The sequence below is a fragment of the Halalkalirubrum salinum genome (genome assembly GCF_005543295.1).
Classification (GTDB): domain Archaea; phylum Halobacteriota; class Halobacteria; order Halobacteriales; family Haloferacaceae; genus Halalkalirubrum; species Halalkalirubrum salinum.
The window spans coordinates 46168-72934 of the sequence record NZ_SRSG01000037.1 but is presented as its reverse complement, the minus strand read 5'-3'; the positions used below and the strand labels follow the sequence as shown (position 1 = coordinate 72934).

General features: G+C 58.9%; 34 protein-coding genes and 1 tRNA gene. 17 read left to right on the top strand and 18 right to left on the bottom strand.

Features of this window, described 5'->3' with window-relative positions:
• Positions 1–201: 201 nt before the first annotated feature.
• The gene (locus E5K03_RS12830) at positions 202–687 is read right to left on the bottom strand and encodes a DUF309 domain-containing protein (protein WP_138007215.1); all 486 of its coding nucleotides are present in this window, start codon (positions 685–687) and stop codon (positions 202–204) included.
• Between the two features lie 91 nt (positions 688–778).
• Here E5K03_RS12830 and E5K03_RS12825 point away from each other — a divergent pair, with 91 nt between their 5' ends.
• Positions 779–1234, top strand: coding sequence for a hypothetical protein (locus E5K03_RS12825; protein WP_138007214.1), 456 nt, complete (start codon positions 779–781; stop codon positions 1232–1234).
• Positions 1235–1292: 58 nt separating this feature from the next.
• Here E5K03_RS12825 and E5K03_RS12820 read toward each other — a convergent pair whose 3' ends face one another.
• A complete protein-coding gene (locus tag E5K03_RS12820; RefSeq protein ID WP_138007213.1) occupies positions 1293–1907 on the bottom strand; it encodes a class I SAM-dependent methyltransferase in 615 nt (204 codons plus the stop codon).
• Between the two features lie 106 nt (positions 1908–2013).
• Between E5K03_RS12820 and E5K03_RS12815 the strand changes: the two genes are divergently transcribed.
• Both E5K03_RS12815 and E5K03_RS12810 read left to right on the top strand, forming a co-directional pair.
• Positions 2014–2571 (top strand): sugar O-acetyltransferase, encoded by a 558-nt coding sequence (locus E5K03_RS12815; RefSeq protein WP_138007212.1) that lies wholly within the window; start codon positions 2014–2016, stop codon positions 2569–2571.
• A gap of 72 nt (positions 2572–2643) precedes the next feature.
• Positions 2644–2916: a PLDc N-terminal domain-containing protein gene (locus tag E5K03_RS12810; RefSeq protein ID WP_138007211.1), complete on the top strand. Its 273-nt coding sequence runs from the start codon at positions 2644–2646 to the stop codon at positions 2914–2916.
• A 509-nt stretch (positions 2917–3425) separates the two neighbouring features.
• Here E5K03_RS12810 and E5K03_RS12805 read toward each other — a convergent pair.
• The 5 genes from E5K03_RS12805 to E5K03_RS12785 form a co-directional block, all read right to left on the bottom strand.
• A tRNA-Leu gene (locus E5K03_RS12805) sits at positions 3426–3509 on the bottom strand.
• 114 nt (positions 3510–3623) lie between these two features.
• Entirely contained in the window at positions 3624–4760 is a 1137-nt protein-coding gene (locus tag E5K03_RS12800; RefSeq protein WP_138007210.1) for a serine hydrolase domain-containing protein, read from the bottom strand.
• Positions 4761–4864: 104 nt separating this feature from the next.
• Positions 4865–5278 carry a DUF2237 family protein gene (locus E5K03_RS12795; protein WP_138007209.1) on the bottom strand — a complete coding sequence of 138 codons (414 nt, stop codon included), beginning with the start codon at positions 5276–5278 and terminating at the stop codon, positions 4865–4867.
• 69 nt (positions 5279–5347) lie between these two features.
• Positions 5348–5611 carry a hypothetical protein gene (locus tag E5K03_RS12790; protein ID WP_138007208.1) on the bottom strand — a complete coding sequence of 88 codons (264 nt, stop codon included), beginning with the start codon at positions 5609–5611 and terminating at the stop codon, positions 5348–5350.
• Between the two features lie 56 nt (positions 5612–5667).
• Positions 5668–5940 carry a hypothetical protein gene (locus E5K03_RS12785; RefSeq protein ID WP_138007207.1) on the bottom strand — a complete coding sequence of 91 codons (273 nt, stop codon included), beginning with the start codon at positions 5938–5940 and terminating at the stop codon, positions 5668–5670.
• A gap of 113 nt (positions 5941–6053) precedes the next feature.
• On the opposite strand from E5K03_RS12785, the gene E5K03_RS12780 reads away from it, so the two are divergent.
• The 3 genes from E5K03_RS12780 to E5K03_RS12770 all read left to right on the top strand — a co-directional run bounded on the left by E5K03_RS12780 (position 6054) and on the right by E5K03_RS12770 (position 8605).
• On the top strand, positions 6054–6857 hold the full coding sequence (locus E5K03_RS12780) for an inositol monophosphatase family protein (RefSeq protein WP_138007206.1): 804 nt from the start codon (positions 6054–6056) through the stop codon (positions 6855–6857).
• Positions 6858–6949: 92 nt separating this feature from the next.
• Positions 6950–7399: an Lrp/AsnC family transcriptional regulator gene (locus E5K03_RS12775; protein WP_138007205.1), complete on the top strand. Its 450-nt coding sequence runs from the start codon at positions 6950–6952 to the stop codon at positions 7397–7399.
• Positions 7400–7468: 69 nt separating this feature from the next.
• Positions 7469–8605 carry a DUF63 family protein gene (locus E5K03_RS12770; protein WP_138007204.1) on the top strand — a complete coding sequence of 379 codons (1137 nt, stop codon included), beginning with the start codon at positions 7469–7471 and terminating at the stop codon, positions 8603–8605.
• A gap of 24 nt (positions 8606–8629) precedes the next feature.
• On the opposite strand, the gene E5K03_RS12765 is transcribed toward E5K03_RS12770, so the two are convergent.
• From E5K03_RS12765 to E5K03_RS12745, 5 genes are all read right to left on the bottom strand, one after another.
• Positions 8630–9052, bottom strand: a complete 423-nt coding sequence (locus E5K03_RS12765) for a universal stress protein (RefSeq protein WP_138007203.1) — start codon at positions 9050–9052, stop codon at positions 8630–8632.
• Between the two features lie 128 nt (positions 9053–9180).
• Entirely contained in the window at positions 9181–10539 is a 1359-nt protein-coding gene (locus E5K03_RS12760) for a bifunctional metallophosphatase/5'-nucleotidase (RefSeq protein ID WP_138007202.1), read from the bottom strand.
• Between the two features lie 74 nt (positions 10540–10613).
• Positions 10614–10814, bottom strand: a complete 201-nt coding sequence (locus E5K03_RS12755) for a dodecin (protein ID WP_137196140.1) — start codon at positions 10812–10814, stop codon at positions 10614–10616.
• Positions 10815–10868: 54 nt separating this feature from the next.
• Positions 10869–11210, bottom strand: coding sequence for a DUF7116 family protein (locus E5K03_RS12750; protein ID WP_138007201.1), 342 nt, complete (start codon positions 11208–11210; stop codon positions 10869–10871).
• 45 nt (positions 11211–11255) lie between these two features.
• Positions 11256–12359: a cell division protein FtsZ gene (locus tag E5K03_RS12745; protein ID WP_138007200.1), complete on the bottom strand. Its 1104-nt coding sequence runs from the start codon at positions 12357–12359 to the stop codon at positions 11256–11258.
• Between the two features lie 84 nt (positions 12360–12443).
• On the opposite strand from E5K03_RS12745, the gene E5K03_RS12740 reads away from it, so the two are divergent.
• From E5K03_RS12740 to E5K03_RS12725, 4 genes are all read left to right on the top strand, one after another.
• Positions 12444–12773 carry a YbjQ family protein gene (locus tag E5K03_RS12740; protein WP_138007199.1) on the top strand — a complete coding sequence of 110 codons (330 nt, stop codon included), beginning with the start codon at positions 12444–12446 and terminating at the stop codon, positions 12771–12773.
• Positions 12774–12897: 124 nt separating this feature from the next.
• A complete protein-coding gene (locus tag E5K03_RS12735; protein WP_138007198.1) occupies positions 12898–13725 on the top strand; it encodes a DUF6159 family protein in 828 nt (275 codons plus the stop codon).
• A 123-nt stretch (positions 13726–13848) separates the two neighbouring features.
• A complete protein-coding gene (locus tag E5K03_RS12730) occupies positions 13849–14694 on the top strand; it encodes a hypothetical protein (protein ID WP_138007197.1) in 846 nt (281 codons plus the stop codon).
• Positions 14695–14776: 82 nt separating this feature from the next.
• Positions 14777–14986: a hypothetical protein gene (locus E5K03_RS12725; RefSeq protein WP_138007196.1), complete on the top strand. Its 210-nt coding sequence runs from the start codon at positions 14777–14779 to the stop codon at positions 14984–14986.
• Between the two features lie 13 nt (positions 14987–14999).
• On the opposite strand, the gene E5K03_RS12720 is transcribed toward E5K03_RS12725, so the two are convergent.
• Positions 15000–17669 (bottom strand): PAS domain-containing protein, encoded by a 2670-nt coding sequence (locus E5K03_RS12720; protein WP_138007195.1) that lies wholly within the window; start codon positions 17667–17669, stop codon positions 15000–15002.
• Between the two features lie 141 nt (positions 17670–17810).
• Here E5K03_RS12720 and E5K03_RS12715 point away from each other — a divergent pair, with 141 nt between their 5' ends.
• The 4 genes from E5K03_RS12715 to E5K03_RS12700 all read left to right on the top strand — a co-directional run bounded on the left by E5K03_RS12715 (position 17811) and on the right by E5K03_RS12700 (position 20381).
• On the top strand, positions 17811–18125 hold the full coding sequence (locus tag E5K03_RS12715) for an MTH1187 family thiamine-binding protein (protein WP_138007194.1): 315 nt from the start codon (positions 17811–17813) through the stop codon (positions 18123–18125).
• A 120-nt stretch (positions 18126–18245) separates the two neighbouring features.
• Entirely contained in the window at positions 18246–19181 is a 936-nt protein-coding gene (mch, locus tag E5K03_RS12710; RefSeq protein WP_138007193.1) for a methenyltetrahydromethanopterin cyclohydrolase, read from the top strand.
• The gene (locus E5K03_RS12705; RefSeq protein ID WP_138007192.1) at positions 19181–19690 is read left to right on the top strand and encodes a hypothetical protein; all 510 of its coding nucleotides are present in this window, start codon (positions 19181–19183) and stop codon (positions 19688–19690) included. Before mch ends, E5K03_RS12705 begins: the two co-directional genes overlap by 1 nt.
• A 1-nt stretch (position 19691) precedes the next feature.
• A complete protein-coding gene (locus tag E5K03_RS12700; protein ID WP_138007191.1) occupies positions 19692–20381 on the top strand; it encodes an HAD family hydrolase in 690 nt (229 codons plus the stop codon).
• 16 nt (positions 20382–20397) lie between these two features.
• On the opposite strand, the gene E5K03_RS12695 is transcribed toward E5K03_RS12700, so the two are convergent.
• Both E5K03_RS12695 and E5K03_RS12690 read right to left on the bottom strand, forming a co-directional pair.
• Complete coding sequence (locus E5K03_RS12695; RefSeq protein ID WP_138007190.1) at positions 20398–21453, bottom strand: hypothetical protein; 1056 nt, start codon at positions 21451–21453, stop codon at positions 20398–20400.
• 78 nt (positions 21454–21531) lie between these two features.
• The gene (locus E5K03_RS12690) at positions 21532–21918 is read right to left on the bottom strand and encodes a winged helix-turn-helix domain-containing protein (RefSeq protein WP_138007189.1); all 387 of its coding nucleotides are present in this window, start codon (positions 21916–21918) and stop codon (positions 21532–21534) included.
• A 353-nt stretch (positions 21919–22271) separates the two neighbouring features.
• Here E5K03_RS12690 and E5K03_RS12685 point away from each other — a divergent pair, with 353 nt between their 5' ends.
• A complete protein-coding gene (locus E5K03_RS12685) occupies positions 22272–22541 on the top strand; it encodes a hypothetical protein (protein ID WP_138007188.1) in 270 nt (89 codons plus the stop codon).
• A gap of 73 nt (positions 22542–22614) precedes the next feature.
• Positions 22615–23298, top strand: coding sequence for a DUF4382 domain-containing protein (locus tag E5K03_RS12680; RefSeq protein ID WP_138007187.1), 684 nt, complete (start codon positions 22615–22617; stop codon positions 23296–23298).
• Positions 23299–23364: 66 nt separating this feature from the next.
• Here E5K03_RS12680 and E5K03_RS12675 read toward each other — a convergent pair whose 3' ends face one another.
• The gene (locus E5K03_RS12675; protein WP_240730024.1) at positions 23365–24021 is read right to left on the bottom strand and encodes a DICT sensory domain-containing protein; all 657 of its coding nucleotides are present in this window, start codon (positions 24019–24021) and stop codon (positions 23365–23367) included.
• Positions 24022–24070: 49 nt separating this feature from the next.
• On the bottom strand, positions 24071–24466 hold the full coding sequence (locus E5K03_RS12670; protein WP_240730023.1) for a helix-turn-helix domain-containing protein: 396 nt from the start codon (positions 24464–24466) through the stop codon (positions 24071–24073).
• Positions 24467–24556: 90 nt separating this feature from the next.
• Between E5K03_RS12670 and E5K03_RS12665 the strand changes: the two genes are divergently transcribed.
• The gene (locus E5K03_RS12665; protein ID WP_138007185.1) at positions 24557–25780 is read left to right on the top strand and encodes an IS701 family transposase; all 1224 of its coding nucleotides are present in this window, start codon (positions 24557–24559) and stop codon (positions 25778–25780) included.
• A 214-nt stretch (positions 25781–25994) separates the two neighbouring features.
• Here the strand turns inward: E5K03_RS12665 and E5K03_RS12660 are convergent, their stop codons facing one another.
• A complete protein-coding gene (locus E5K03_RS12660) occupies positions 25995–26720 on the bottom strand; it encodes a DUF1405 domain-containing protein (protein WP_138007184.1) in 726 nt (241 codons plus the stop codon).
• Positions 26721–26767: the final 47 nt, after the last annotated feature.

Genomic DNA, 26767 nt, shown 5'->3' with positions numbered 1-26767 from the left:
ATCCACGGCCATCCACGGGTATCCACGGCCATCCACAGCCATCCACGGGTATCCACGGCCATCCACAGCCATCCACGGGTATCCACGGCCATCCACAGCCATCCACGGTCATCCACGGCCATCCACAGCCATCCACGGTCATCCACGGCCAGCCACTGCCATCTACGGGCATCCACGGCCAGCTACGAACAGATCCACTGATCAGTCGTCCAACTGCTCGGCGTACGCGTGGTCACTTGGATACGCGCTGGGGGTCTCCCCGTCGAGTGTGATCCGCCATCCGTCGATGGTTTCAGGCTCTGCGAGCGCTGCTTGGAGCGTCTCGCGTACAGCTGTGACGTCAACGCCGTAGAAATCTGCCGGGACACCGTGGAGGTACTGCAGCGCGGTCCGAAACAGCGATCGCATCCCGTCGTCGTTCTCGAAGTCGACGTGTTTGTACGCGCCGGCGGCCACCTGCACCATCCCGTGGAGGAACGCGCTTTCGAGCCGTCCGGAGCCGTAGTTGTACCACTCGTCTTCGAAACAGTCGTGTGATTCGTGGTAGGCGCCGGCATTGAACAGCCGAACGCCGTGTTCGACCGCTCGACGGAGCGTCGCGTGCTCCCAGCGGCGACGATCCTGTTGCCACCCCGTCGGGTTCCCGAGCGGGGGCGCGACGCTCGGATCGCGGGTGTGGTCGTCCATACCGTTATGTTCGGGCCGATCGGCCTAACTCCATCGGATCTGCAACTCGAACCGACAGAAGCATTTTGTCGTTCAAACACCAACGAAACGTATGGGACACAGACATAGCATGCCGACCGGATGCAACTCTGACGATCGGGATTCTGACGATGCACGCGACGCCGCCCGCCGAACCGCGACAGCTGCCGGCTTCACCGGATCGGTACTGGGGGCTGCAGGCGGCCCCGCAGGCGCGGCACTCAGCGGACTCGTCTGGGGTACCGCCGGCTACGTCGTCGGGTATGCAACCGCTGAAAAGAAGTCCCGATCGTCGACAGCCCACGATTCGGCGTCTTCTGGGACGATTATCGAGGTCCAAGGCGATGACGAAGCCGATCACAACGGCCACGATGACCACGACAGACACGACAGCCACGAGGACCACGACGGACACGACAGCCACGAGGACCACGACGGACACGACAGCCACGAGGACCACGACGGACACGACAGCCACGAGGACCACGACGGACACGACGATCACGACGAACACGAAGACGATCGGTAGGCGTTCCACTCGCGCGTAGTGCGTTCGGTTTTTTAAATGACTACGGCAGCTTCGACAGCTACTCTGCGATCGCGGCCTCGTCGAGCCTCGCGATCGCGAATTCGCTTTGACTCCCGAGCGGATCGTCGACCGTTCGGATCTGGATATCGACGAACCCCGCCTCCTTGAGCTGATTGAGCGTTGTCTGTTTGCCAGGTGCTGAAAAGAGCATCCGCCCGCCCATCCATCCCCGTCGGACCGTCTCAAAGCGTCCACCAGGCAGCGTCATGAGTACTTGACCGCCGTCGACGAGGACGCGAGCAAACTCCCGGTAGACCGCCGGATGCTCAGCGCGCGGGACGTGAAACACTGAATGATACGCCGTGATGAGATCGACAGCGTTGTCGGCGATCGGAAGCGCTGTCATTTCACCTTCGACCAGTCGCGACTTGGGAACCGTTTCCGCGGCGAGCGACAGTCCGCTCCGAGAGATGTCGATCCCGATCGACCCACTGGGGAGGTTCGCAAGCGTCCGCGCGCCGTCACCGCAACCAACATCCAACGCCAGCGGTGTTCCATCGATCGTTTCGAGTACTGCCCCGATCAGACCAGCGTCTGACCCGCTGGGATCCCGTCTGTCTGCGTACGTCTCGGAGATTCGGTCCCACTCGCGGCGGACATCCGATCGATCCATGTATGGAGTACGGTGAGGAAACTAATGAGCCCGTCGTCGATCCGCGACCGTTGGCCTCGATCAACGCGAAAGAAATTCCTTTGCTCGCCGCCGATCGATCCGGCGTATGCCCACTGAGAAACAGAACATGCTTGCCGGCGAGCTGTACGATGCGAGCGATCCAGAACTGGTTGCTGAGCGCCGCGCGGCCCGAGAGCTGACAGAGGCGTACAACGCTACCTCGATCGCCGAGTCCGAGGAGCGAAACCGGCTGCTGAGCGAGTTGTTCGGATCCATTGCCGGCGAGGCAGTCGTCGAACCGCCGTTTCGATGTGACTACGGCTACAACATCAGTGTCGGCGAGCAGTTCTATGCGAACTTTGATTGTGTGATCCTCGACGTCTGCCCCGTCGAGGTCGGCGATCGCTGCCTCCTCGGCCCGGGCGTGCACATCTACACCGCGACGCATCCGATTTCAGGGGCCGAACGCGCCGAAGGGCTGGAATCGGGTGAGCCGGTGACGATCGGCGACGATGTCTGGATCGGCGGGCGTGCGGTGCTCAATCCGGGTGTGACGATCGGCGACGGTGCGGTCGTCGCCTCGGGTGCGATTGTGACTGACGACGTTCCCGCAGAGACTGTCGTTGGGGGAAATCCGGCGAGAACGATCCGGAATGTTGAGTAGAGATCTCTGACCGAGTATCTCGAACTGAAACGCCCCACAAAGCCTTTTTTCACCCCGATCGTAGTTGACGGTATGTCCCCGACAGTCCCCCTCCAGTCAGCAGCTCCGCTATTTATTGTCTTTGTGTTGATGATGGTCGTCGCGCTCGGGCTCGTCGTCTGGACGTGGCTCGATGCCGAAAAGAACAGTGACCACCCTGCGTTCCTCTGGGCAGTCGTCGTCTTCCTCGCGCCGATCCTCGGGATCGTGTTGTATCTCCTTCTCGGTCGCAATGCGACCGGCACGACCGGGAACCGCGACGGCTCTCGGAGTCAGACAAGTCGAAGTAAGCGTCCGCCACTGTGAGGTAGTCGCTGCGCTCGGCGATCGGTAGTCGGTTCCTGAAGGAATTTTGCGAGGAAAGAGCGCTCCGAGAGCGTCTTCCGCATCACGGGGCTGGACCCCGGCGATGCGAGGGGAGGGATTTGAATCCACGGACCACCGCGAGACGCTCCGGCTCGTTTCACTCGCCGGCTGCGACTCGCGTGCTCTCGATCGCTCGCGGTGCTCGCTCACGAGAACTCTACAGGAACGGATCTTGCGTCCGCCGCCTTTTTGAGGCTAGGCTTGGCTGTACCAGCGGCTAAAGGTGATTTGGGTGTGAGATTTTGCGAGGGAAGAGCGCTCCGAGAGCGTCTTCCGCATCACGGGGATGAACCCCGGCGATGCGAGGGGAGGGATTTGAACCACGGTCGTGCTGGCGCATTCACGGGTGCAAAGCACCCGTTCGCAAGCGTGGTGCGTAGCACCACGTCCTGCTCCCTGATTCAAATTCTCCCTGTTGTGCATTCGTAGCGCGCTTTCGCGCGCACTCATGCGAGGGGAGGGATTTGAACCCACGGACCTCTACAGGAGCGGATCTTGAGTCCGCCGCCGTTTCCGGGCTTGGCTACCCTCGCACGCATGCTTGGGACCCCGGCGTCCCGTACTGCACGTATCCGGTCTGTCAGATATAAAGCTTTCACAATCCAACAAAGCGAAACGATGACCTCTCCAACGTGCATCAGTGCCGCTCAGTAGTCCAGAAGCGCTAACCGGACGGCATCAGATAGCCCGCTCACCCGGGCCGCGTGTTCCCACGACTCCTCACGGATACCATTTGTTACGTAGGCAAACCCAACGTTCAGCTCTGGATCGCCCCAGCCGAAAATACTCCCCAGCCCAGCGTGGCCGAACATCCGTTCCCGACTCAGTGATCCGAACATATCGTTGGCCAACCCACCGGTCCAGAATCCCAGTCCATACCGCGCTGGCCGTCCCAGCGTCCCATCTTTGTCTGTTTCCGCGTGCGTTTGGGTCGCTTCAGCGATCGTTTCCTCGCTGAGAAGCCGGATCCCAGCAAGCTGACCGCCGTTTGCCATACAGCCGTAGAATCGGGCCATATCCCGAGCGGTTCCGATGCCGTTGGCGGCCGGGATGACTGCCCGCCGAACCGCGTCCTGATTAAATGCCGCTGCTGACTCCGCGGCTGGCATGCCAAGTCCCTCGCCGGGTTCACGACATCGATCGAACAGCTCGAACCCAGCGAGTGTCGCCACATCGTCTGGTTCGTCCTCAGCTAATCCGATCGCAGAGTGCTCCATCTTCAGCGGATCAAATACGTTCGATTTGACGTACTCGTCGACAGGCTGTCCGCTAATCCGGCGGATAAGCTCACCCACGAGCCAACCGTAATTGAGCGTGTGGTACGCTGGCTGTTCGCCCGGTGTGAACACCGGATCGATCTCTTCCATCGCCGTGACAACGGCGTCCCAGTCTCCCCACTTTTCGGCTTGGTCGTCGAACGCTCCGTACGGGATCCCCGCCGTGTGGCTGAGTACGTGTCGTATCGTGATGTCCGATTTTTCTGTGCCGGCGTCCGCGAACTCCGGCCAGTGGGCGACCACGCGATCGTCGTACGCTGCCTCCCCATCTTCAACGAGTTGGTGCAGCCCCACGCCCACGAATGGTTTCGTACACGAAAACAGGAGATGTCGGGTGTCTGGTGTTGTTTCTCCCCCTTCCGGGCCCGTTGTTCCGCCGGCGAAATCAACCACGAGTTCGCCGTTGACGTACACTGCCAGTTGTGCACCGTGATGTAATCCAACCGCCAGCTGGCGATCGAACTCGGCTCTGAGCTGGTCTTGATCGGTTGCAGAAATCTGTGCCATGCGCTACCCACGATGTGTCATCGGAAATATGTGGGGTGTCGTAACATCTGGCGGCTAACTGTCCGGTTTCATGCACGGTTGCCACCCGCTGTTAGCGTAATGAATCAGTCGTCACTGTCGTGTGCATACTCTCGAAGCATGTTCATCGATACCTCCCCGAGAACCGCCTCCGCAGTCCCTGCAAGCACGACCGGGGGCGCAAAACCAGCAGCCTCGGCTTCGAGCCAGCGTGGAACACACACGCACCACCGATCGCCGGGATGCAACCCTGGGAACTCCAGTTCTGGGCGCGGTGTGATCAGGTCATTGCCCTGTCTGCGACTGTACTCGAGAAACTCCTGGGACATGACCGCACAGATCTCGTGGCGGCCAGGATCCCGCGGGATGTGCCGACAGTTGCCGTCTCGTAAATAACCCGTCTCGGGCGAGACGCTGCACGGCTTGAGCGGGTCGCCGAAGACGTTGGGCTCTCGATCGGAATCTATCTCATCCGCAGAGTGGCGATCGTCGTGGCTCATATGTGATGGTTTGGACTGCATACGCATACGTCTTCGTCGAAAAGAGAACAATAAAAACGGGTTGGGGGGTTATTCGTCGACGCCGCCGTCGGTCAGCCGCCGTGTTGAGAGGATATCCTCGGCGAGACGGTTCGCTTCCTGTGGAAGCGGTCGATCGCCCGCACGAACCGCTTGACCAATTCGATCGGCCAGTACTGTGACATCCTGACCTGTACCCTCCGTAGCGACGCGTTCGAACGTCTGTCCGTACATGGGTGCCGTTCGGTTGCCCTCTTCATCGATACTTGCATCGATCACGTATCGGAGCTGTTTGACCGCTTCCTCGGGGTGCATATTCGAGTATATGCGGGCATGATATAAGTATTTACTCCGACTCGAAATTGAGTAAATTACTCGTTGGATGTTGCAAGAATTGCAGCCATCGAGTCGAGATATTCGGCGGCGACGAGCGGTTCGTGGCCGGCCACCTGTCTGACGGCTGCACAGCCGTGGAGAAGTCGATCTTGAAGGTCGCCGACAGGGAGCTTGTTTTGTGCAACTGTTTCGATCGTCCCGAGGATCCGCAAAACTGGCTCGCGGTTGCCGTCGCGGGCCCGTTCGGCGGCCTCGGTGGACAGTTGCATAAGCGTCGATCGAACGTCCTCCGGAACCTCTGCGGACACAGATAGCCGTGGCTGCGAACGAACAAAAAAGGTCTGGCCCTCACTCAACTCCGGGCCGTAGTGGCGTCGATCGAAATCGGTGTATATAGGCGTTCGAGTCAACGAGAGTGGGTATGAACGAAGACGATCGCGCCAGCGTCGCACTTTCGGCTGCCATCGCCGGTGCCGAACTCGCGTTCGATCGATTTCGGACCGGAATTCACGTCGAGACGAAAACGAACAAAACCGACGTCGTTACCGCTGCCGATCGAGACGCCCAGCGCCGCGTGATCGAGACGATAACCGAACACTATCCTGACCACGCCGTTGTCGGCGAGGAAGCCGACGCACGCAAAACCGTCCCCGACACAGGGCCGTCTTGGATCGTCGACCCGATCGACGGCACGAACAACTACGTCCATAACGCCCGAATCTGGGCGACGTCTGTCGCTACGGTCGACGACGGTGAACCGATCGCCGCCGCGAACGTCCTCCCGGCAATCGGCGACACCTACACAGCCGACGAGACCGGCGCGTACCGAAACGGTGACCCGATCACGGTGTCGACCGAATCGGATCCCGAAGCGTGTAGCGTGTGTCCAACGATGTGGTGGGATTTCGACGACAGAGAGGCGTACGCGAACGCCGGCCGGGCGATTGTCACCCGATTTGGCGATCTCAAGCGCTACGGAAGCGCACAGGCGTCGCTGTCGATGGTCGCAGACGGCTCACTCGACGGTGTCATCACGAACCTCGACGCCCACCCTTGGGATACCGTCGCCGGCGTGTACCTCATCCGACAAGCTGGTGGAAGGGTTACCGACCTCAACGGCGATCGCTGGCGACACGACTCGATCGGCCTCGTCGCTTCGAACGGCGAGGTCCACGACGACGTATTGGCGGCCGCGCGGGCGATCGATCCGGACTCGCTAAAGTAGTGTCGGCTGTCGCCTTGTCGATCAGTTGCAACCGGACGTGTTCTCTATCCAGCGGCCGCAACGGAAAAGGCCGCTGCACACGTAGTGTGGGTATGGAGCTTGACGAGACCGATCGGGCCATCCTCCGCATTCTCTCAGCGGATGCTCGAACCCCGTTCAGCGAGATCGCACGGCGGATCGAGATGTCGAGCGCCACCGTCCACGACCGCGTTAGTCGCCTCGAGGACGCTGGTGTGATCCGTGGGTACCACGCCGACATCGATCCGAAGGCCGTCGGCTACGGCGTCTCGGCGCTCGTCGGGCTGCGCGTCGAACAGGGCCGCGAGGAAGATGCCCTTTCGCGGCTCCGAGAGATCGACGGCGTCGAGGAAATCCACCTCACGACCGGCGAATGGGACGTCATCCTGCGGGTATTCGCTAAAGACACAGACGGACTCCGAGAACTCATGTTCGACAACGTCGCCGCTATGGATGGCTTCTCGCGATCGCAGACGATGATCATCCTCGGTACCGACTACGAAACGCCAGGGCCTCCGGTGTAGTCGACGGGCTGTGTACGGTGAGCGCGATCGACCGCAACGCTCAACAGGATCGTCTGCCCGTGTACTGGTATGGCTGCAGTTTCTGATGGCCGGTTCGCTGACCCCGAGACCGCGTGGGGCACTGTCGTAGCGCTGCTCGCGGTGGCACTCGTCGGTGGTTCGCTGTTGTTCCCGCGCACAGTGTACGACGGGTTCATCTGGCGGTACTTCTGGGGGCCTGTCGTCGCCGACGGTGAGGGTGCCTCGTGTGCGGTTCGGGCCGGCGGAGAGACCTCGCTGTACTACTCGGCGGCCGATTGTTCGGCCGCGTCAGGAATCGTTGCCCAACCGGGGTACACCACGGTATCGACGCTCAGCTACGCGCTGATCCTCGTGTTGATGTTGGCCGGTGTCGTGTTCCTCGTCCGGCGGCTGGACGTTGGCCGTGACAGCGGGCTGTTTTTCGCGCTGTTTCCGTTCATGTTGTTCGGCGGATCGCTCCGGACGGTCGAAGACGTTGGGATCGCCCTCGGCGGCGGCGCATCTGCGGCGCTGCCGTTCCCCCTGAGTGCACTGTTGATCAGTCCGTTCATCTACTTCACCGTCTTCTTCATTGCCGTCACAGGGCTGTTACTCGCGGTCGGCGCACAGCGCCGTGGGCTCGTCGATCGCTACGAGTACGTCCTCGCGTCGATCGGCGCGATCGCGTTCGCGACAACGCTTGTCTACTACGCGTACGTGGCTGCGACGACGACGGTCATCTCTGTTCGGTGGGCGGTTCCAACAATCACGCTCGGCGGCGCGACAGTGTTGACAGCGATCGTCTGGTACGGTACCCGCGCGTCGATGCCGGAGATCCACGCAGGGACCGGCTTGGCGGGTGCACTCATCGTGTGGGGCCACACGGTCGACGGCATTGCGAACGTGTTGAGCCTTGATTGGTCAGGGCCGCTCGGGATTCCGAGCTACTCACCGAAACACGTCGTCAATTCAGCGATCATCGACATCACCGGAGCCATCCAGCCTGCGTCGATGTCAGCGGCGATCGGCACTGCGTGGCCGTTTTTGTTCGTCAAGATCGGTGCCGCGGTGTTCGTCGTCTGGCTGTTCAACCCCGAGATGTTCGAAGAGAGCCCCCGATACTCGTGGGTGCTTCTCATCGCGGTGCTCGCTGTTGGACTCGGGCCAGGGACACGAGACTTCCTGAGAGCGACACTCGGGGTTTGAGACGCCGCTGATCATGAATTTTAGTTAGGTTGTTGTCACGTCACCGGTCGCGCTCACGGTAATCACTGTACAGTCGAGTTTCTCGCGGAGATACGAGTCGATATCGGGGTCTGAGAGGAGCTTTCTGACCATCCGTCGCCATCGTCCGGCTTGCTTGGATCCGATGACGACAACGTCTGCACCCTCACCGGCGATTTCTTCGAGGATCGTCTCCTCGACGAGAAAGCCCTTTCTGACCACGTACCGAGCGTTGGGAATCCCGCCGAACTCCCGCTCGACTGCGCGCTTGAGTTCGGTTCGTGTCACGTGCTCGCCGTTTTGAAAGAGGTTGACGTGGAGAACTGTGAGATCGGCCGCACGCTCGTCGGCAACGCGGATCGCCTCCGAAAGCGTTGTCTTTGAGTGATCGGTTAGCGGATACCGAACTGGCACAACGACGAGTGTCATTGGCTATTTTTCGGATCGACATCATGAAAACGACATCGATCGACAGCGGCGACGATCCACTCCAGATGGTGAGCGATTACTCGCGGACAATTCGATCGGCAAGCACTCGCGGACCTTTCGACCGTTGATCATTCACGGACAATCCGTCCCTCAATCGCCGGATTGATTCCGTGCGTTCGTGCGTACGACGCGAGCACCTCGTGTTGGACGCCGTGATCGTCAAGGTAGTGTGTCGAGTCGATCACCGGAAACTCGTGATCTGAGTGCAGTAGGTACTCTGCAGTCGCGACAGTGTAGATGCGATCGGGATCGATCGGTTCGCCCCCAACCGTCGCTGCCGTGAGTTCGTTTGCGTCCTCGTCCCACCGAACAGTGGCATTGCTCACGTGGCCGTGCCACCAGTCGTCTGCGCCGAAATCGACAGCAGGTGCGCCGAGCGACTCGAAAGCACTCCATAGCTCCTCGCCGGTGAGTTCGATCGAAACCACTGGCTCCTCGAACGGAATGACGCTTATCAGATCGGCGATCGTCACCTCGCCGTATAGGGGCATACCCGGTCGGATTCCACCGCTGTTTTGTAATCCGACATCGGTGTCGGCGGCCCACCGGTACGCGTCGGCGACGAAATTGCCGATCCGACACTCCCCGCCGTGGACAGTCTCTGGGTCGCGATCGATAGCATCGTCGACGGTTCCGACGACCGTATCCACACCTGCTGCCTCCAGGCGTCCACGGAGCGATGCGACGATAGAGTCGACCGTCGCTGCGCCGTTGAGAGTGTGTTGTTGTACTGTTGGCTCTGTGCCATCGAGGACAACTTCGAGGACCGTTTCACCGTTGACGCCCGGTCGGGTGAGAAGCGTTCCGTCTATCCGATCGATCCGCTCGCGATGGATGTGGCCACCAAGGATGACATCGACGTCTGTCTTGCGAGCGAGTTCGTCGTCGCCCGAGCCCAAATGTGAGAGTGCAACGATTCGATCGACTCCGTCTGTTTGAAGTGTCTCGATCGCCTCATTGGCGGCCTCGATGGGATCGTCAAACGCAAGCTCAGTCGCCATCGGATTCAGCGACGGCGTGGCCGGATCGGTCACGCCGAAAAATCCGATCGTGACTCCATCGACAGTTCGGGTTGCTGTTGGTACGACGCCCGCGTCGGCGGCAAACCGATCGCCTGCGCGGGTCCGAACGTTGGTGCTCACCCACGTTTGTGGGGAGTCGGCGACGATCTCTGCCGCCGCATCGGGGCCGTAATCGAAGTCGTGATTTCCAAACGTTTCGAGATCCGGATCGATCGCACTGTAGAGGTCGAGCGCCTGCCGGCCGTTGCTGACGAGGGAGGTCACACCCGGGGCAGTGTTATCACCCGTCCCGACGACGAGTGCGTCCTCGCCGTCGAGCGCCGACAAAAGACCGGCGAACCGACCGACGCGATCGGGCTCGTCGTAGATATTCTCGATATCCGAATAGTGTAAAAGTCGAACCATAGCCTACGGTGGCGGCTCCGATTGCTTCAACTCGTCGGGTTGGAGCCGATCGACAGGACTGGTACCTGCGGCGATCAGTCCTCGAGTTTGAACGCAACCTCGACCTCAGCTTGGTACTCTCGATCTTCGACGCTCGCGAGTTCGACACCCAGCTCCTTGACCTCAATCCAGTGGACGTTGTCGAGGGTGTCTGTGGCGCGGTCGATCGCATCGTCGGCCGCGTCGTCGAAGCTCTCTGTGCTCTTGCCGATCAATGTAACTTTTTTGTATACCATCGCAGGTGTCACATCGTCACACGGAAACAAAAGCGTAGGTGGTGGGTCGACTTCTCAGGCCCAACTGTTCGGGTAGACGACCTCGAAGTCGCCCTCTCCGTCGACGCCGATAATTGCCCAGTCGTATGGCGGCTTTGTCGATCGAAGATACCGTTTGAGTTTGTCTGCGGATCCGTTCCATGTCACGAAACAACGGAGCCGTGGATAGTCGCTCGCATCCTCGTCTTCGAGCAGTTCCGCGGGCGACTCCGCGTCAGTCTCGGGTACTGGTGTCACCAGCACACGTCGCCACTTTCGTTCGGCGATGAATTCCATTCCGTCCCCGTCTATGGCGTATCCGAGGCGTTTGAACACCGATCTCGCCTCCTCGCTAGGTGGCATGGTAACGGTAGCCATCTAGCTTGAGAATGCGCTCGGGATGTGATAAACTTTGCCACGAATTCACGGATCTGTGTCTGTCTTCAATAGCCAATTATCGGGCTCGATCCCCGCACGCAAGACGACCGCGTACACGGCATTTGCTTCTGGATCAGGTGCGTCTCCGTGCAACAGCGCACCCGACCCAACCTCTTCGGTGAGCCACTCACGGCCCTGGGCGATCGCCTGGCGATTGAGCCACGAGGGCGGTCCCCCCACGACGAGGAGTGTTCGATTAGCTCGTCCGTCGATCGGTTCGACGGTCTGTTTTCCCCGCGCGGCCTTGCGGATCACCGTCTCAATTGCGCTGACTGCCTTTGCCGTGTCGACTGGCTCTGGCTCTTTGGAGCCGAACAGCCCCAGCCCAAACCGCGAGCCTCGGTCAACCTCGACCGCCTGTTCGGCATAGCCGATCGTCGCAATGTCTCCACTGTTGCCGAGCGCTCGGTCAATATCGCTAGCGTCGATGATCTGCTGGGCGGTCGGGCGTCCGTCATCGCTCTCACCCGCACCGAACAGCGACGCGAGCCGCTCGACGATCGTCCCATTCAGACGATCCTCGTGAGCGACGAGGCGTTGGTCAGCCTTGAGCCACCGATTGTTGTCGAAACAGATGAACGCGTCAACCACGCTATCGAGACGATTGAGCGCCCGCTGCGTGTTACTCGCGACGTTTGGTCGGTGGATCCCGAGTTCACCTTCAGGAACGGCATCGGTTTCGCTCGCGGCTGGCAGCGTGCACAGCGCGTACACCGGCACGTCTGTAATCGTCTTCAGTGCCGACCCAAGCGCGGGTGCGAACCCGGCGCCCGTCGCGCCGCCGAGCCCACAGAGCAACACGAACGCCTCTGCGCTGGAGGGCTGTGTCTGATCGATCGCCCGGCTCATCTCCTTGCTGTGATCGGTGCCGATCGCAAACCCAGCATCGAGATTGCCACCCAGTCCCGCTCCGCCTGCTTCGTCACCAATCCGATGTCGGTTTTCTGGATCGATCGACGTCGCCTGCGCGAGCTCCTCGACATCGGTGTCGAACCCGACGATTCCGGTACACTCGGAGCCGTACCGTTTGGCGAGATGATTGGCGATACGACAGCCCGCCCCGCCGAGCCCGATCGCGTGGAACTTCATGTGCGATCGTTCACGCGAACATAGCATAAAACCGGGGCGGACGCCGGCGCGATTTATCGCTGTGCCCGTCGTACTCCCGACTGTATGTCGGACATTACAATTACAACGACAGACGGATTGGACGGACAGAACGTGACCGAGTACCTTGGTGTCGTCGCCGGGGAAGCCGTTATTGGTGCGAACGTCATCAGTGACCTCGCTGCCGGGATTCGAGACGTGGTCGGTGGGCGGAGCGGCTCCTACGAAAAAAAGATCAAAGCGGGTCGAACGGAGGCGATCAACGACGCCACCGCTGAGGCGGAGGCGCTCGGGGCGGACGCGATCGTCGGGGCGTCGTTCGACTACGAGGAGATGGGAGAGGGGATGTTGTGGGTCAATATTTCCGGAACGGCTGTCCGAACCACTCGGGAGTGATCGGAGCTGCAGGTTATCGCGGGTGCAGGTGGTCGAAAGCGCTGGCGATCGCGGGTGCAGGTGGTCGAAAGCGCTGGCGATCGCGTGCGCAAGACATTTGCGCTCACCGCCCGCCAGCATCGGTATGTGGTTCGTGAGCCGACTGACAACCGCCATGCGGCTGACGGCCGCCAGCGTCCGGCTGCTCCGTGGAGAGCCGCGTCTCGTCGTCTTGCCGGCGGCGGGCGGACTCGCTGCGATCGCCTTCGCCGCGATCGTCTTCATTATGATGAGTGCCGGATCGCTGTTCGGGGGAATCCGCGGGTGGATCGCGGTTGCCGTGGTATACCTCGTCTCGGCGTTTTCTACTGCCTTTTTCGCTGCTGCGCTCTCACACGCGGTCTACGAGCGCTTCCGTGGAAATCGACCGCCGATCATGGCTAGTGTGGCCGTCGCGTGGGATCGCCGTTGGCCGCTTTTTATTTGGGCGCTCGTTGCGGCGGTCGCCGGGCTCGTTCTCCGGTGGTTCACCCAGTCTGACTCTGCGATCTCCCGGATTATCGGGTCGGCATTTGCGATGGGGTGGCTGGTCGCGACGTTCTTTGTCCTCCCGGCGATCGTGTTCGAAGACGTCTTCGCTCGTGGGATGTTCACCCGGAGTGTCTCGATTTTCAAACAGACGTGGGGCGAGACCCTGAGCACAGGGCTCGGGCTTGGAATTATCGGGGTAGTCGCTGGCTTCGTGGTGCTTGCGATCGCTACCACCGGCGCGTTGGCTCTTGGACAACTCGTGGCCCTACCGAGTGGGGTCTACGTCTGGTCGATCCTCGGGGCGGTCTTCGCAGCGTACCTCTTTGGGCGGACTGTCCGGACGATCGTTCGGACAGCGTTGTACGTGTACGCACGCGACGGCGTCGTCCCGACGGGATTCTCAGGGTTCGATTTCGATACGCTCGATGGCCGGGCTGGATGAGTTGAGACAGCTACCGCGGGCGAGTTGATCGGGACGCGTGACCCCGCCGAACCATCGTAGATATTCGTGGTATCCCTGCCGCGGTTAGTAACCGTTATACGACGGGTCGTCCATGCTCAAATTATGCAACGACGCGCTGTGGCAGTGTACGTCGCGATCTTTTTATTGGTTGGCGTGGGGTCGTACGCGCTCATCACGACCGCTCAGGCACCGACCGTGTCGATCGATGACGCCGAGTATCAGCTTTCAGACGGAGATACCTTCGAAATCAACGGCACGACCTATACGGCCTCAGAGCTCTCCGGTGAGGAAGAAGACGGCGAGACAGTGTACAGTGGAACGATCGAGTGGAGCGATCCCGAGGCAGAGCTCTCCGAACAGTGGAGTAACGAGAGCACGATCGAGTACGACGACGCCGAGTGGGAAGTGGCGGTCGACAGCGGCGATGAACCCGACGGCTTCACGCTCGTTGAACAGCTTGATCGGCAGGCGATCCTCGAAGAGGACCCTGACGTCGGAAACGAGACCGTCGAAGACGAGGACGGAAACGAGTCGGTCATTGTCGTTGAGGACGGCCAGGAAGTGCTCGTCCCTGCGGACGAATACTTCCCTGAGCCACGATCTGAGACGTTTTCGAGTGGGGATACTCTGACGTACAACAATGAAACAGTGACTGTTGATACGGTTGATCCTAACTTCGTGATCGTCACGTGGACGGGCGAGGAGACGTACTCCGAGGACCTCGAACAGGAACAGGAAGTCACGCTTGAGAATGACCAGACCTTCCTCGTGTTCTTCGAAAGCGATAGTTCTGTGGGGCTCATTGAAGATCGATCGAGCTACGAGGCACAGGTTGCGCAGGTCGATCGGTTCAACGATCGCATCAGCGGACTGTGGTACATTCTCGTCACGAGTTTCTCGATTGTCGGCTTGTTGTTAATGTTGGCGTTCCTCCCCTCCCGGTACTGACCACTCGTCTGATTTCCGTTTCAGCGGACCTGAACCGCCGCGAAACCGACAAATGAATACGAATCCCCGTTGAGAAGTTTGTATGAGCAATACGCCAGTGGGTTCAATTCGGCAGCTACTCCCGCACTGGATCGCGATGTTCCTCCTCATGATGCTTATTTTGCAACTTGTCGAGCTTTTGGTCGGTGAGATGGAGTTTCTGCCGTCGCTGGGGATTGTCTTCGCGGTCGCGCTCACGTACCCGACTCTCGTCCGAGCGATCGGGATCGCGCCCGCTGCCTGGCAACGGTGATCTCCCTCGATAGCTACGCTTTTTCCGATATCGGACGATCGACGCCAGCAAACTCGAACCGTGCGCCGCCGTCTGACCCCTTGACAATCTCGACCGTCCACCCGTGGGCGTCCGCGATCGATTTGACGATCGAGAGACCAAATCCGGTGCCCGACTGGCTGGTGGTATAGCCGCTTTCGAAGACCTGTTCGCGATCGCTTGCGGGGATTCCTGGACCGTCGTCCTCGAGGTAGAACCCGTCCGGGAGGTCGCCAACAGTTACATTCACGTTCTCGCCGCCGTGCTCGATCGCATTTCGTATGAGATTTTCTAGAAGCTGTTGGAGCCGAGTTCGATCCGCCTTGATCTCCACTTTGGTCGGAGTAGCCAGGGTTGCACCGCCGACGTCAACCGTCTCCCAACTATTCCGTGTGACTGCCGTGAGCGGCACAGCTTCGAGCGCTGAGATCGACTCGCCGCTTCGCGCCAGGGCGAGAAGGTCCTCAATAAGTGCCACCATTCGTTCAATCGCGCGGTAACAGCGCTCGAACTGTTCGGCTCCCCCGGTTTCTTCGGCGAGTTCGATCGACCCAACGAGGACATTCAGTGGATTCCGGAGGTCGTGACTGACGATTGACGCGAAGCTTTCAAGTCGCTCATTTTGACGTTCGAGGCGGTCGTTTGTCCGTTGTCGCTCTAGTTCGTACGTCACCCATCGGCTCATGAGGTCGACCAGCGCCACCTCCCAGTCAGAAAACTGGCCCGTTCGCGGTTCGGTGTCATAAAAACAGAAGGTACCGTACACTTTGTTGCCGACGTACACCGGTGCGCCGATATAACAGGCAATCCCCCACTCGGTGTAACCGGCCCGATCGGTCTCTTCGGGGGCATCCCTCGCGACGTCACCGAGAACGAGCGTCCGCTCGTTGCTCGCAGCAATTTCACAGTTTGTCGCCGACAGCGGAACAATGTCACCGGCTTCGATGCTATCGTCGTTTGCGTCGACGATCTCAAAGATGTATTCGTCGCCACGGATCTCAGAAAGTGTTCCGTACGCCGTTTTGAGTTTGGACCGCCCCAATGCAAGGAGGTCACGAACCTGTTCGTCGAACGAGCGCTCTCGGTCCGCAATGATATTGTGCATTTGTCGGAGCGTCTCCTCGCGGTGCGCAAGTGCTTCCCGCTGGCGCTTCCGATCGGTGATGTCGTAAAAGTACACTGACAACCCGCTCGGAGAGGGATACGCACGAACGTCGAACCAGGCATCGAGTTCGGCGTAATACTCTTCGAACGTCACCGGCTCCTGTGTTTGCATCGCTTCTTTATATCTCGTCTCGAACGGTGTGTCAATCGCCTCGGGAAACGTTTCCCACACGGTCGTGCCGAGCAGCTCGGCAGCCGATCGATCGAGGACATCTTCAGCGGTTTCGTTGAGGTACGTAAACCGCCAGTCGGTATCTAGCGCAAAGAACGCGTCCGTCATGCGATCGAGCAGCCGTTTGTTCCGCTCTGCGAGTTCAGTCTGTGCCGTGATGTCCGTCGAAATACCGTACATCGCGTACAGCTCGCCGGTATCATCAAACAGCGGCACTCGAATCGACAAATACGTGGTTGGTTCCCCGTCGATCCACACTGTCTCAGTGAACTCGACAGGCTCGCCACGTTCGCGGGCCACCTGGTCGTGTGCTTCGATTAACTCGGCGAACGATTCATCGTGTACCTCTGCAGGTGTGCGACCAAGCACTGCTGCTCGCGGTTTCCCCATTCGCCGTTCGAACTCATCGTTGACCAACAGGTACCGACCGTCGGCGTCTTTGAGATACACGACAGCCGGCGTATTGTCGATCAGCGCAGCCAGTTCTGCATTCGTCCGAGACAGCCGATGGATCAGTTCATCGCGTTCGAGGTTCACCCGAACGATATTCGCGATCGAGTCCAACAACGCCTGCTCTTCTTCGAGAAACGGCGTGTTGTCATCGCTGGCAGCCACTGAACTATCCTCCACTCCTGTCGATGCGTCTGAACCGAACGCTCGGGTGTACGAAACTGTTAGTTCGAGCTGACGACCGTCTTCAAGTGTGAGTGAACTCGTCTGTTTGGGATCCGTTTTGCGAAAGTTCGGCGTTTTATATATTGATTCGCCGACACTAATTTGTGCTGCGGTGTGTTCTGGATATTGGTATCCTGATGGGATCGTATACGTCAGATCGGTCAGTCGAGCTTCCATCGATCGATCTTCTAAAAGGGTGAGTGTCGCTGCATGCAGCACAGACAGCTCTTTGGTTCGTTCGTGGCGCTCACGATCGAGCCGCATAGTTGTCACAAGATTCCGTATTTGGGTGGCAAGCAGCCCAAACGTTTCTCGGCCACCTTTTTGAACGTAGCCGTCAACGCCAGCCTGGATTGCGGTGGCAGCGATTTCTTCGCTCCCGTGGCCGGTAAAGAGTATCACTGGCAGCGCTGGACGGACCGATTTAATCCGCCGAAGGAGGTCGATGCCGTTCATTTCCGGCATATCGTAGTCGAGGACAGCACACTCAATGTCCTTTTGTACAATTACCTCGAGTGCTTCGTCTGGGTCGCGACTCGAGTGGACGGTACACTCAGGAAAGTCCCGCTCGAAAATAGCCGCCAAGAGCTCAGTAACCGATGGATCGTCATCGACATGGAGAATGTGAATCCGATCGGTCTGTAAACCGCTCATGGAAATTGTGATGAAAGCGAACCTAATAGACGTACCGCAACATGTAGGGTACAGAGTACGATCGAAACGATCGAGCACCAATACGGATCTGCGTGTCCAAGCCGCGCAACCGATTTGTCGACCGCAAGCGTACCACCGTTCATGACAGTAATCGCACTGCTCAGCGTCGCACCAGTGATCGAAGGGAGCATGTCTGGTGAAGTCGCAAAAGCCGTCGACGCGCTCGATGCGTTCGATGTTACCTACGAGACGAATCCGATGGGAACCGTCATCGAAGCCGAATCGATCGACGAACTGTTGGCGGCGGCGGCCGCAGCACACAATGCCGTCGACGCCGACCGCGTCAGCACCGTGTTAAAAATTGACGATAAGCGGACCGTCAGCCAGTCCGCCAACGAGAAAGTCGACGCGGTCGAGACACACCTGGGTCGGCCGGCTCGGAGCGATCGGTCGTAATTGTCCGCTTAGTGATCGCCACTCGATGTGGGCGAGTGCCGATCGAAGTGCATCTGCGAGGATTACCGATCGAAACTGAACGGACAATCTCTTTAGCGGATGCCGGATAAACTTCTTCGTATGGAAAGCATCAATCGATCAGCCCTCGAACTCGTCGACGAGGCCCTCGACTTCACCGACTCGCTCGGTATCGAGGCCTTTGAGCTTGATTCGGGCGCAACGGTCCTCGATTTCGGCATAGACGCGCCTGGCGGTATCGAAGCCGGATTGTTTCTGGCTGAGATCCAGACCGCCGGCCTCGCGTCCGTTCACACAACTATGCGTTCTCTTGCGGGATCGCCACGCCCGTACGTTGAGTTGACGACTGATTCGCCGGGAATTGCGCTGTTGTGCTCACAGAAGGCCGGCTGGGAACTCGACACTGCAGACTTCAACGGACTTGGGTCTGGGCCTGCCCGTGCGCTTGCCCGACGCGAGTCGGAGTTCGATCGGATGGGTTACTACGACAAAAGCGACTTTACTGTCCTGTCGATCGAATCTGACGCGTTCCCCGATGACCGGATCGTCGAACATATCTCTGAGTTGACTGGTGTCCAGCCGACAGGAATCTTCCTGCCCGTCCACCCGTCAGCCTCGACAGTCGGCAGCGTGACGATGGCCTCCCGAGCCGCCGAACTCGCGGCGTTTCGGCTCTCGGATCTCGGCTACGACCCGATGTCGATCAAGACCGCCTCGGGAGCCGCCCCGATGGCACCCGTAAGTGACGACGAGACGATCGCGATGGGGCGCACGAACGACGCGCTGGCGTACGGCGCGGAGGTGTTCCTCCAGGTCGACGAGGAGTTCGCACGATTCGACGAGGTCGCCTCGACAGCTACCGAGGAGTATGGCACGCCGTTCGTCGAAATCTTCGAAGACGCCGACTGGGACTTCTACGAGGTGCCGGAGTCGGTATTTGCCCCCGCGAAAGTGACGATCGACGTGCTCGGCGGGGACACCCACGTGATTGGCGAGACGAACGAAACGCTGCTCGCAGAGTCGTTTGACCTGCCCTGATGCGGCTCAAGCCGACCCGATTGCCGCCCGTTCCGGCGTCGGTCGATGCGGTCCTCGCGGTCCGCAAACTCGTTCCACTGGTCCCCGCAACGACAGTGGCGTGTCAGTCTCGGCTGCAGCGTCGTGGCCCGGCTGAAACGCCTGAAGACGCTCGCGACTGGCTCGCATTACTGCGATCGCTGTCGGTCATTCGCTCGTCCGACTCTGGGATTGTCCGAACACGTGAGTCGGTTACAGCAGAGACGATTGCCGATCGGTTTCCGTCGGCAGTGCTGAGCGTCAAAACCGTGTGTGGTGCCCTCGAACGCGAGGGCCCGCTGACGGCCGCTGAGCTGTGCGAACCCATCGTCGAACTGGCACCCGAGTGGGAGCGCCGCCGAAGTCCTACGTGGCGCGAAACATGGCGTGTAGCGTGCGATCGCCTGCTCACGTGGCTCGTGCTGCTGGGCCACGTTGATCGGATGGACGATCGATACGCGCTCGCAGATCCTGATACGGTTGGTGTGTAGCATGTCCGCGCTCGATCCGATCTTCGATGACGTCGACGCTGTGTTGTTCGATCTCGATGGGACCCTCGTGCAATACCGTCGATCTCCAGCGGCGCTGCTTTCGATCGCGTTCCACACAGTCGGGATCAAGCCGCTTTTCGATGTCGACGCTTATCAGGATCGATTCGATTCGATGCTCGAAGAGACCGTCTCGATTGACGAACTGAGGGCGCGCTGTTTCGCCGATCTTGCCGCAGCTGCGGGCTTCGAGCGCACAATCGGTCGGAAAGTCGCACGCGCGTTCGCTGACGAACGTGATCACACTAACGTCGATCGGTGCCCCGGTGTCGGCCCATTATTCGACGCGATCAACGCCAGCGGCCGGACGACTGCCATCGTCACGAACGGCCCGCCGGCAGCCCAGCGACAGAAGCTCCTTGGCAGCGAAATCGATGCCGATACGGTCGTGTATGCTGGTACGGACACGGCTGCAAAACCCGATCCGGAGCCGTTCCGCTCTGTGTGTTCGACACTTGATGTCGCTCTCGATCGGACAGTTCACATCGGCGATTCGTTCCGATCAGACGTGCGTGGTGCCCACGCCGCAGGCATCCGATCAATATTTGTCGGCGATCCACACGCGATACCCGAAGCTGGTCCCACGCCGTCCCGAACGGTTCAGTCTCTCAAAGAGTTAGTCTCAACCACCTGACCCGTACACTCGTCGGTCACAGACCGAACCCGATCGGCCGCTCACTCGGCAGCAATGGGCTCGGTGGCAACGGCTCTTCGCTCGTCGGGTCGTTGTACGCGCCGGGGGCAACGTCATTCGGCGTCTCAGGGTACCACACGGACGCGAGCGCCTGAATCTGCTCGCGACCAACGTCGAGTTCGAACTGACCGCCGCCGTACATTGAAATCCCGTTTTCCTCGCAGTAGTCAATCGCCTCGAAGAGTGACTCGATCGAGCCAAACCGCGAGGGTTTGATGTTAATCCACTCGGGATCGATCGGCATATCGGCGATGTCCGCCGCGCTCGTGATCGGATAGTCAAACGAGAGCCGATCGCGCTCGGCCGAAAGCAGCGACTCGGTTTCGGGCAGAAACGCCGCGTCCTCGACGATCGCGTCGGGAAACGCCGCACACACTCGCTCATACAGCTCGGGGTCGGGTTCTTGATCTACCTCCGTCCCCTCGTACCATCCCTTCAAATCGAGGATGTCGACGCCGCCGATCGCCGCGATCGCGTCGGTTAACTCGTCATCCCACGCAGGCGTTGGGTCAAGCTTGAATCCGATATCTGGTACCTGCTCGCGGACAGTGCGGAGCCGGTCGATTGCGGTAGCATCCTCGACGCGGAGGCTGGTTACGAACCGAACCGGATCGTACGAGCGTCCAACCGCAGCTGCGAGGTTTGTTTCGGCCTGCTTGAGCGCAAGATCCAGCGCCGCGCTCTCGATTCCCCATCGGCGGTAGTGTCTCGAATCCGCCCGCTCGGGTTCGCCTGTCGGAAACAGATCGCGATCGCCGACGGCTTCCGAGAGCGAATCAACCGTCCACGTGCCCTCCAGCCAGTCAAACACGTCATTAGGTGCGTCTGCGAGCGCTTCGTGATCGACCGTATCGTACGTCACGTCTTCGCCGCGGCCGACTGTCTCGGAGCCATGCAGTTCGAAAACGGTCGTCCAGCGAGTGAAGTCGCTCGTGGTCTCAGCGGTTCGCGTCGATCGTTCGATCCGCTCGATCTCGATCGGCAGCGTTCGGACGTGATCGTACGTTACCATACGATCACTGGGTGCGCAGGACACTTAGTGTGTGTCACGGCGCGATCGAATCACGGAGAGATAGCGTGAAACCAGTATTCAGTCCGCCGAGACTCGACGCGGAATCGAGACCGTCGCCTCATCTTCGGGCCCGGTGACCTCGATGGCAGCGCCGATCGACTCGAAACAGACGCTCACGTCCTCGACACGGGAGATGTACTCAGCACTGTGGTTGCCGTCCATATCGAGGCGTGTGCGCTTTTCGAGCAGCGGGGTCGCCGCCAGTCGATCGATCTTGCGATATGTCGTCGACAACGGGATCTCACAGGCTTCGGCGAGTTCGCCAGCAGTCATCGGCTCTGTTGCCGCACCGACAATCATCCGGCAGTCAGGATCTGCGAGTGCCTCGAATACAGCCTGGGTGTCCGCGTCTGGGTCGCGTGTGCCGTCGTCTGCAAATGACGGTCCATCACTTGACTGTTGCATATATATTGAACGGCTCTCGATCGACCCAAACACACGCCCCACATATGCGGGGTGTTTTATATACCCGCTAGTCGCTGAGCCTGACTCACTTCGGCGCTCGATCCACGATCGATCTGCAAGTGTCCCGGAAACGATCGGCGAACGATCCGTGTTCAATCAACGAGCGATCGGCGAACGATCCGCGTTCAACCTACGACCGTGTTGTTTCAACGGTTGAGAGGCCGATCGGCCCAAATCGCCACACAAAACGGGTGATACTCAGGCCAACCGTCCGTCAATCGCCGACAATCGGGGTAAATTCGGATAGACGGTCTGGGTGTCTTATCCCGATCGCAGCCAACGACCCAAATGCAATGAACACACGAACGATCCTTGCGATCGCGATCGGACTGACAGTAGCGCTCGCCGCAACGGCGGCTGTCGGAGCCGCAGCACCGGGTGGCACGCCCGCAGCGGATGGAACTGGTCCCGGTTCGATCGGTCCAGACGGCGGACTCCCTGGCCCGGTCCCTGATTTCGTCGGTGACATCCACGAGACGATCGACTCGTTCCTCGACGGATCGATCGAGAACCTCGGCGAATCACTCCGCGACCTCCGACCATCGGACGCTGGGGCTCCGTAGGGAAGATCCCAGTTTGAATCCAGAATTGAGCACCAATTACACCCAACACCGTACCTCAAACACAGCAACTACTATGACACCATTTACAGACTCATCGAAACTTGACAGGCGAACGTATCTCAAAACGGCAGGTATCGCAGCGATCGGCACAACGGCCTTGGCTGGCTGTTCGAGCGCACAGGCAGCGACCGGCACGCTCGCGACGCGGGTCACCGACCAACCCGGCGATATCTCGGACTTCGAGTCGTGTATCGTCACGATCGACGGAATCTGGATCAAGCCTGCATCAGATGAGACAGACGACGAAGACGAAATAGACAACGAAAACGGGTCGGACGACCAAAACGAGACAGAAGAATCGGATACGACCGCAAACGAGACCGACGAGGCGGATGTCGACGAAAGCGACGATCGGCAATACTTCGAGTTCGACGAGTCACAGGAGGCCGATCTCGTCGAGCTACAGGACGGCGAAACCGATCTGATCGACGAACGAGAGATCGAGACCGGCGAATATCAGTTCCTCCAACTGGACGTATCCAACGTTGAGGGGACGCTCTCCGATGGCGAGTCAGCCGAGGTAGATACACCCGGGAACGCGCCGCTGCAGTTCAAGATGCCCTTCGAGATCCGTGAGGAGCAAACAACCTCCTTCACCGGTGACTTCACGCCGGTCCGTCGCGGTCAGACCGATCGGTACCTCTTGCAGCCGGTCGCACGAGGGACTGCGGTCTCCTACGAAGACGAATCGTCGTAGAACCCCCATTTCGACGACGAAATTATAACAGCGTCACGTCTCGGTGTACAGACGTTCGGAGACGAGTCAGACTGTGCTCAGTGCGGTCCTGATTTCTTCGACAAGTGCTGGATCGTTCGTCCAGAACCCAGTGTACGCATCCGATCGTTGTTTGGCAACCAGACCGCACGCCTGTGTTTCATCAGTCCCGCCATTGTACGCTAGCGCCCAATAGGATTCGAACCGCTCGACTGCATCAGTGTGATATGTAATCCCACGAATCGATGGTGGGTCCCAGTCTTCGACAGCATACACGTGGATATCTAGATCTGTTTCGGTTGCAAGTGTTCGATACACAGCCGTTTGTGACTTGAATATTGAGGGTGTTTGAAAAGTAGCCTGCAGGCAGCCTTCCCCAACGCGAAAGGCGCGATCCTCGATTTCACGGCTGACTGCGAGGAGGTCACGACGGCTCATCCCAGTGAACAGGGTCTTCTCGAGGATCTCAAAGAGTACTCGGTACCCCTCTGAGATCTCGTCTCTTTCGCCAGGTCTGTCGATCGGTGGTTCAATCAGCGCGTTGAGCGCTTCGATCCCGATGATACCCACAACCTTGCCATCAGCTTTGATTTCGATAAATGGGTCCAGCCCATCGGGTAGAATCGATCGGGACTCGATTGCAACGCCGTGGGTAGCAAGCCACTGTTCGATTGCAGATGGCTCACCACTCCTGTACGCTGTCATCTGCTGATCTCGACTTTCGAGATCGGTGAATAGTGAATCGAACATATCGTTACGACTCGTCCTGTTGACCAGTTTTCACACTTTGACGAATGACGTCTTTGACCTTCGGGTGCAGCGGCTTTAGCCGGACAGAATCGGATTGGAAATCGTATTCGATTAGTCCTGCATTCGCGAGTTGGGCCAAGTGGCTGTGCATCAATGCGATGTGGATCTTGTTTCGATCTGCTGGAAGTTGCATTGTCCCTGTGGTCGTCGCTTCCCAACCACAGAGGATGGTCGCGAGTTCCTCAACCGTGGTACTTTTCATATCAAATAAACAATAAAGAACACGCCGGCGATATTTTGAGGCGAGGGCTCGGTAGAATTGATCTTCAGTTAACACTGGTGGACGATCTTCCACTGATGATTGACCCATCTGATTTGGGCCGTTCTTTGGCCCCTCCATACTTCACAATTAATCATTCACCTACAAATAGATATTTACTCGGCTCTGCACGTTTAAGTAAGGCCGCGATATAGATGGCGTTGACAGCTAATGCTGCCGATCACAGACTTCCTCTCGTGTACTGACCCGTTGGATGAGTTCGACTCACTATCGTATCATCAGACTCAGCATGCCAAAACGTACGTGACAGGTCTTGCTGCGGCCAGCAGCAAGACCGTCACCGGGATTGCACGAGAAGTCCTTCCGGCCGGAAGCGATCGGGCACTCAACAAGTTCATCACCGAGTACAACTGGGACGAAGACAAACTTAATCACGAACGGTTAGAGGAACTGCAAAATCACGGTGAGACGCGGTGGTCGAAGGACGGCTACATTGTCATCGACGATTCAGTGCTCCAGCGAACCGGGAAGGAACTTCCCGGTGCTGGATCGTTCTATGATCACAGCGAAGGCAAGCCTGTCTGGGGACAAAATCTCGTCTATGCGTTCTATACTGACCACAAAACGTCCTATCCACTAGCATTTCGCCAGTACGAGAAAGCTGATGACGACGAGGAGGACGTAGAAGCGACGAAGTACGAGCTTGCACAGGAGATAATCACAGAACTCGAAGACGAGATAGGTGTGCCTGCGGCCACCTATCTCTTCGATTCGTGGTTCGCTCACGGTTCTGAGCTGATCAAGCATGTCGAATCCCACCGAAAGGACTGGATTGGACCTCTCAGGAGCAATCGACAGGTCACATACGATGGCGAACAGAAGCGGGTCGATGCGCTCGCAGAGAGCATCGACACTGAAGAACGGGAGATTGACGATGAGGTCTACAACATCTGGACGAAAACGCTGCCTGTATCAAAATTGGGAGAGGTACGGCTAGTAATCACCGAGAAAGAAGTTGACGAGGACGAAGAGAATCCAGTCAAGTACTTGGCGACAAACAAGATTGACGCTCCGTCAGCTCATATCATTCGAAGCTACTCCAAGAGGTGGCGAATTGAGACATTCTTCGAGGACTCGAAGGGGGATCTTGGCCTTGGAGGCTGCGAGGTGCGTGATTCTGATGGTGCCAGTCGTCACTGGCACCTTCAGATGCTCACCTACAGTCTGCTTCGGCTTGGTTCTCCGTCGAGCGTCTCGGAGCGACTCGTCTCGAAAGCCTCGTCGCTCCGAGCCCAGCTTGAACACGGTCTCAAAGAGGCGATCTACAACATGTTTTCGTGGGTGCGCGAGCAGCCAGAGCGGGATCTCGATGGGTTGATGGAAGAAATCGACCATCTCTTCCTCCATTCAGAGGGCTCTGAGGGTTGTATATAAACGTGCAGAGCCGAGTATTTATTTGATAATTTGTATTTCTAGCGCAGAATTTGTTGTATATTCATGTATAAAATCTTATATTATGTTGTATCAAATATTTTATTGAAATTTTAGAAACACTCGTCATTATACTACTCGTAGGTTTGCTGTAATATGGACTAAATACTTCCAGACATCGCGTTGAGTGTATGCGTTCTGACTCGAACGAATGGTTTCAGGGTGACCGTTGTGCGATCGTCTTCACGCGCGTCGCGAGCGCGAAAAACAGCGGTGCGATCGTCAACAACACCGCCCCCCACGCCGCGATCTGAAACGCGTTCGCGCCGGCGGCGATCTCCGTACTGTATCGCACCGGAATCCGAGTGTGGTGCGGCAGGACTGGGAGATATCCGAACGGATCCGTTCGGCCGACGATCGGCAGGAAATAGTCGACGGTGAGATCGATCGTGTACCACGCCAGCGCGACGGCGACGGCTTTCACTGGAAAGTCGGTGATCCGATGGAGGACAAACGCCTGGACAACCATTCCGAGGTGGCTCACAAACAAGAACGCGTACATCGCCGGGCCGTTTATCCCATAGAAGGCGTCAAAGAAGGCTGCGAGCACCCACGGTGTCCACAATCCAAGCTTGATGTTGCCGAAAAACGCGAGTGCCGACACGTAGTCGTTTTGCCGGCCGATCGCCCACAGCCCGAATGCGATCGCCGCCAAGAGCGTCGCCATCGGGCTGTCGGGCACGAAAATCCACATACTCGCCGGCGTGTCAGTAAACTGTAACCGATAGTACCAAAAGCCGAACGCCGTGCCCGCGAGGTTGATCGCGACGACGAGCCAGACGAGCCGCAATCCGAGGTCTTCAATCGCCCGCGGCACTGGAGCGAGCCACCGCGGCAGCGGCGCCCGATCGGGACCGTCCTCGTCGGTACGTGCATGAGCCATACGTGAGGGTCCGCGTGGGCGATCAAAGCGGTGGCGATCGAAGTACG